The organism is Petrachloros mirabilis (assembly GCF_975968855.1).
On the sequence record NZ_CDLUDY010000244.1, the window covers coordinates 1 to 5,746 of the forward strand.

A 5,746-nucleotide genomic window follows, 5' to 3' on the forward strand; every position below is an offset into this window, starting at 1 on the left:
ACGAGATTCAGAGCCTGCTTCGTCATATCTTTCAGACCGACCATCGCTTTACCATCGCCATATCAGGGACCGGATCCGCCGGGATGGAGGCTTCGATCGTGAACGTGGTCGAACCGGGCGATGCCGTTATCGTCGGCCTTAATGGCGTCTTTGGAACAAGGTTGGCTTCGGTTGTTGAACGGTGCGGAGGGAAACCTATACCGATAGAAGCCCCTTGGGGAACGGCCATCGACCCTGCCGCAGTCGAGCAGGCGCTTCGCCGATCTGGACCGGTCAAGGCCGTCGCGATCGTGCATGCAGAGACTTCCACCGGAGTCTGGCAGCCACTCGACGATGTCGCAACAATATGCCGTCGGCACGGCGCGCTGTTCATCGTCGATGCGGTGACATCACTGGCCGGCATTCCTCTCGAAGTCGATCGAACTGGTATCGATGTGTGCTACAGCGGCAGCCAAAAATGTTTGAGTTGTCCGCCAGGATTATCGCCCTTCACCATGAGCGAACGGGCTTTGGCCGTTGTCAAGCAGCGTCGCACTCCCTGTCAAAGTTGGTATCTTGACATGGCTCTCGTCGCCGACTATTGGACTGAAGGCACAAGGACTTATCACCACACGGCACCCATTTCGATGCTTTATGCGCTCAGGGAAGCCTTGCGACTGGTCGAGGAAGAAGGATTGCCTGCCCGATTTAAACGACACCGGGTCCACAGTGAAGCGCTCCTCGCGGGTCTTGAGACGTTGGGCTTGACTCCCCTCCCTCCACCGGGTCAGCGGCTGCCGGTGCTCAATTGCGTCACCGTTCCAAGTCACATTCCTGAAGCGGATATTAGGGCGCAACTCCTGTCCCAATTCAGAATTGAAATCGGCGGAGGTTTGGGCCCGCTCAAGGGCAAAGTCTGGCGAATCGGTCTCATGGGAGAATCTTCAAATGAAGCGAACGTCCTGACGTTGCTAAACGCGTTAGAAACGATATTCCTTCACCACGGCTGGCTGACCACGCCGGGTGTTGCATTGCAGGCGGCCGAGCAATCATATGCCGCTGCCCGTTCCTAATTGGAGGTCGAGCAATTCTATGAGCAACAAACCTCTCCTGTGGGCCCTCGGAGGCGGCGCATGCGGATTCGTCGCCGTCGTTGCCTATTGGATTTTCGCCATTGCACTCGCTAATCAAATGAAATCCGATCAAGTGTCCCCGGAAAAAGCCGCTGCGTACATTCACGCGGTTCTGGAGGCTAACCGCAACAACTACACGGACAACGTCGTGGTAAAACTACAAGGTGAAGGCATCGAGGCCCATGAGCATTGGAAAAACGAGCGCGGCGTCCCACTTCCTGCACAATACATGATGGAATCCGGTCGACTCGTCGCCCTCAAGAACCTCAATTTTTCGTTTCGACTCGCCAGCTTGACTCCCATCTATGCCTGGAATGCCCCGAACAGCGATCTCGAACGACAAGGCCTTACAGCAGTCCAGAAGGATCCATCGAAGCCCCATTACGGAATCATCAAACGCGGAGAAACCAGATTCTTTCAAGCCATCTATGCCGACCGCGCGATCTCACAAGCGTGCGTGGACTGCCACAACAAGCACCCCAACAGCCCCAGGCGCGATTTCGAGCTCGACGACGTCATGGGCGGCATCATCATTACTTTCCCGATCGGAGAGTAAGGACGTGGTGGTTGCCATCCAGCATGCCAGACTCATCGATGGCAACGGGCAGTGCATCGAAAGGGCCACAGTTATAATCCGTAACGAACTCATACACGCGGCCGGCCCCAGCAAGTCGATATCAGTCCCACGCGGCGCGACGCGAATCGATGGCCGAGGATTCACGGTCCTACCGGGCCTGATCGATTGCCACGTCCACCTGTCCCTCGGAGGAGAGCCGGATGTCGTGCAGGCTATCGAGCAGGAAACGCCTACAGAGACTTTGCTCAAGTCGAGCCAAGCGGCACGACAAACGATAGAGGCTGGTGTCACGACCGTTCGCGATGTCGGTTCGCGCGACCATTCAATCTTCTCCCTCAAACGGTCCATCGAGAATGGCCTTACCTCGGGCCCTCGCATTGTCGGAGCCGGCCTCGCCATCTGCATGATCGGCGGGCACGCCCGCTTCATCGGACAGGAGGTTGAAGGAGTCGAGCAGGTTCGCGAAATCGTCCGTTCCCAGATCGCCGCAGGTGCGGAAGTGATTAAAGTGATCGCATCAGGAGGCGTCCTCACACCCGGGACTTCCCCGAATCAGGCACAGATGACGGTTGAGGAATTACAGGCCGCTGTCGACGAGGCAAAGCGGGCGGGGTTGAAGGTTGCTGCCCATGCCCATGGGTCCTCAGGCATGAAAAACGCCGTCCTTGCCGGCGTCCATTCAATCGAACACGCCACTCTCATGGATGAGGAAGCGGCTTCGCTCATGGAGCGCCGTAGCGTCTATATGGTCCCGACACTCTCCGCGCTCGCCACAACAGCCGCGTGCCGTCGAGGCTGCGGCATTCCTGAAAGCGCGCTAGAGAAGGCCAAGTCTATGACGAAGCACCACCAGGCCAGCTTCAAGCGGGCTTATCAGCGTGGGCTCTTAATTGCTATGGGTACGGACGCAGGCACACCTTTTAATTACCACGGCGACAACGCGCAGGAACTCGAACGAATGGTCGCCCTCGGTATGAGTCTGATGGAATCATTTCTCGCCTCAACGTCTCAGGCGGCCCGGTTAATCGGAATTCAGGACAAGGTCGGCACACTCGAGAGAGGAAAAATTGCGGATCTTGTCCTGCTCGAGGGAAACCCGCTGAAGAAAATTGCACTCCTCAGAGACTGCAGCAGAATTATTGGGGTCATGAAAGCGGGCCGATTTGTGGCAGGAATACTTTCGAAGAAGTAAAAACGCAATATAAGAAGTACGCCGGCCTACGCTCTAGCACTTCAACGTTTCGCTCTTAACTTCTTATTTTGAAACTTCTACCTCCTTACTACCGTCTTTCGTAAAACAGCTCCAATGCCGTGGCAAACCCGTGTAAGCGCCCCTTCTGAAACTCCTCATCCAAGTTGCTGCGAAGCGAACGGATTCCTTCCTCGTCGTTCTTGCCTACGACACCCTGAGAAATCATCATTTGTGTAGCTACATCAACGAGCCGCTTTCTGCGCGCTTGCATTTCATCCGTAATCAGTTCCTCCATTACCTCACGCCCCCGCTGATAGATGATCGATTCTCTGAATGAATCGTAACCCTGTTCAATAACTGTTCGTTCTCTTATCAAAGCCAGTTCATCCTTGATCCGTTTCACATCCTTAATAAGCAGGGCAAAGACTTCTTTCCTTCCTTCGTCGAAGAGCTTCTTCCCCATCTCTTCAAGAATGACGGAGACATCGACAACGTCAGGAGCGAACTCATCCCCCCAGTTGAGCCGGTCGTAATTCCGCCTCGCTTCCGGATCGCCTATTATTTCATAGGCGGCGTTGATTTCACGGATCCTGGCCTCAGCTTCTCGGCTGTCGGGATTTCGATCCGGATGATGTTCGAAGACGAGTTTCCGGTAGGCTTTTTTAATCGCTTCGTCGGTCGATTCCCGCGAAACCCCCAGAACCCGGTAATAGTCGACTCGTGGCATGAAGGCGAATATACCATGCTATTCCGGCTCCCTTCATCTTGACTCCCGTGCTCAACAGCCTTAGCCTTGCGCGATCTATGTCCGCGCTTTTCACTTTTCACGACTCACTCAACGTCGTTACGCTGACGATCGTTCTTTACGGCCAGCCATGGTGAGAGCATCTTCCTGGTCTCACGGCGTCACCCGCTACCAATGGCTGGTACTTTTTGTCGCTTGGCTGGGCTGGGTGTTCGATGCGATGGATGCAACCATCTATGCCATCGTGCTCCATCCGGCGTTGCACGAGTTACTCCGTTCCTCCGCTGACCCGCCGACCACGGAGCAGATCGGTTGGTATGGCGGCATCATCTTTTCTATTTTCCTTATCGGTTGGGCTATCGGCGGTATCACATTTGGCATTCTGGCCGACCGCTTCGGACGCACAAAGGTGCTCATTGCTACAATCATCATCTACGCAGTCTTCACCGGAGCCGCTGCCCTTTCGCATGACTGGTGGCACCTGGCGATCTATCGATTTCTCACTGCCCTCGGGATCGGCGGCGAATGGGCCGCAGGCGCGGCCATCGTGGCTGAAACCTGGCCGGAGGACAAACGTGCGAAAGCCGCCGGGATCTTACAATCGGCTTGGGCTGCCGGCTTTTTTTTGGCGGCAACAGTCAATCTCGCCCTGAAAGACGCTTACGGATGGAGAGGTTTATTCCTGGTCGGGATCTTGCCCGCATTCGTTGCCCTGTTCGTTCGCTGGTGGGTAAAGGAGCCGGAACGTTGGACCCATGCACACCGCGGGGAAGCAATTCCTATTTCGGCAATCTTTGAAGGGGATCTCCGCCGTGCCACTCTCGTGGGATCAGCCTTGTCCTTTGTCGCCGTGTTTGGTTTATGGGGCTCCACGAACTGGGCACCGACTCTCGTGCACGAATTGCCCGAATTCAAAGGGCAGGATCCATCCGTCCACACAAAGAACGTCAGCTATGCAATCATGGCACTTAATGCCGGAGCGATTTTCGGATACCTCGGATTCGGTCCGCTTGCCGATCGTTTCGGCCGCCGGACGACTTTTGCTTTTATGTGTGTCGGGAGCTTGCTCATGTTGCCGACCACGTACCTCCTACCAGAAAGTTACTCAGGCGTCTTGATGTTATTGCCCATACTGGGTTTTTTCAACAATGGAATCTTCAGCGGATTCCCGATTTACCTTCCCGAACTGTACCCAACGAGACTCCGCGCCACAGGAGCCGGATTCTGCTTCAATGCCGGCCGCGTTCTGGCTTCCGCCTCACCATTCCTCACCGGCTGGCTTGTCACGACTTTTGGCACATTCGGTCGAGCCGCAAGTACTGTCGCCTTGATTTATCTCCTCGGGCTAATCGTACTATTGTTCGCACCAGAGACAAGGGGAAGACCCCTTAAAGATTAGTCTCCATCCTCTCTTGACTTCTCTCATGTGCGGTTTATCTCTGTGTGCATGGACGACAAATTGCTTCCTGATGTGCTAACTCACGACGAGAAAAAAGCGGCAGAGGCGGCTTTTTCGGGCCGTCCATTTAATCCCAAGTGGTCTGATCGGGCTCGTAATGTTTATGACGGCATTCTGAAGGTCCTGCCGGCGGCTCCAGACCCGACAGACAAATCCTCCCTTCCTCCCGATAACAAAAGTGAGCAGAACGAATCAGTCACTGCCGATACTGGGAGTGAAGGAGAGCATCTAGCTGCAGATGCGGGACGAGGGGATTCAATTCAACAAGAAACGACTCCCACCACCATTCCATTCAAGCAGGCGATTGCGAGCGGGACTCTCATCGACGTCACGACGACGGCTAAGCAACTCGGCTTTTCTTTTCCAATCACCGTGACAAAACCTCTATGGGAAGTGGGGATTGCACCGACCGATTCGATCGGCAAAGAGGAACAATTTCATCGCTTACGTGATGTCCTCATGGCCTTTAGGCTGCGTTTAGCAAGTCACCCGACAGTGTCGCCGTTGATCGACTTCCCGGCTCTCTTGGCGTTTCCACCGAACGACGTCCCACAGCCAATCCCGCTGTTCGCCTTGATCCAACCGGACGAACAGAACCGGGCCATGGTGACGCTCTTGCTGCCGAACGAGGTGGCAGCAGGCATTATCCCCTTGAATTAGG

6 protein-coding genes are annotated in these 5,746 nt (G+C 55.1%); 5 read left to right on the forward strand and 1 reads right to left on the reverse strand.

Annotation, left to right across the window (positions count from 1 at the left end):
- The 3 genes from ACWVCN_RS10120 to ACWVCN_RS10130 all read left to right on the forward strand — a co-directional run.
- The coding region (locus ACWVCN_RS10120) for a pyridoxal-phosphate-dependent aminotransferase family protein (protein WP_455245528.1) at positions 1 to 1,052 on the forward strand (1,052 nt) is incomplete at its 5' end.
- 19 nt (positions 1,053 to 1,071) lie between these two features.
- Positions 1,072 to 1,668, forward strand: a complete 597-nt coding sequence (locus ACWVCN_RS10125; RefSeq protein ID WP_455245529.1) for a Tll0287-like domain-containing protein — start codon at positions 1,072 to 1,074, stop codon at positions 1,666 to 1,668.
- 7 nt (positions 1,669 to 1,675) lie between these two features.
- The gene (locus tag ACWVCN_RS10130; RefSeq protein ID WP_455245530.1) at positions 1,676 to 2,881 is read left to right on the forward strand and encodes an amidohydrolase family protein; all 1,206 of its coding nucleotides are present in this window, start codon (positions 1,676 to 1,678) and stop codon (positions 2,879 to 2,881) included.
- An 88-nt stretch (positions 2,882 to 2,969) separates the two neighbouring features.
- Here ACWVCN_RS10130 and ACWVCN_RS10135 read toward each other — a convergent pair whose 3' ends face one another.
- A complete protein-coding gene (locus ACWVCN_RS10135; RefSeq protein ID WP_455245531.1) occupies positions 2,970 to 3,608 on the reverse strand; it encodes a DnaJ domain-containing protein in 639 nt (212 codons plus the stop codon).
- A 148-nt stretch (positions 3,609 to 3,756) separates the two neighbouring features.
- On the opposite strand from ACWVCN_RS10135, the gene ACWVCN_RS10140 reads away from it, so the two are divergent.
- Positions 3,757 to 5,025 (forward strand): MFS transporter, encoded by a 1,269-nt coding sequence (locus ACWVCN_RS10140; RefSeq protein WP_455245532.1) that lies wholly within the window; start codon positions 3,757 to 3,759, stop codon positions 5,023 to 5,025.
- Between the two features lie 48 nt (positions 5,026 to 5,073).
- Positions 5,074 to 5,745, forward strand: coding sequence for a DUF6573 family protein (locus ACWVCN_RS10145; RefSeq protein WP_455245533.1), 672 nt, complete (start codon positions 5,074 to 5,076; stop codon positions 5,743 to 5,745).
- Position 5,746: the final 1 nt, after the last annotated feature.

Coding starts and splice junctions, on each gene's coding strand:
- ACWVCN_RS10125 (WP_455245529.1), top strand. CDS start 1,072: ATGAGCAACAAACCTCTCCTGTGGGCCCTCGGAGGCGGCGCATGCGGA.
- ACWVCN_RS10135 (WP_455245531.1), bottom strand. CDS start 3,608: ATGCCACGAGTCGACTATTACCGGGTTCTGGGGGTTTCGCGGGAATCG.
- ACWVCN_RS10140 (WP_455245532.1), top strand. CDS start 3,757: ATGGTGAGAGCATCTTCCTGGTCTCACGGCGTCACCCGCTACCAATGG.
- ACWVCN_RS10145 (WP_455245533.1), top strand. CDS start 5,074: ATGGACGACAAATTGCTTCCTGATGTGCTAACTCACGACGAGAAAAAA.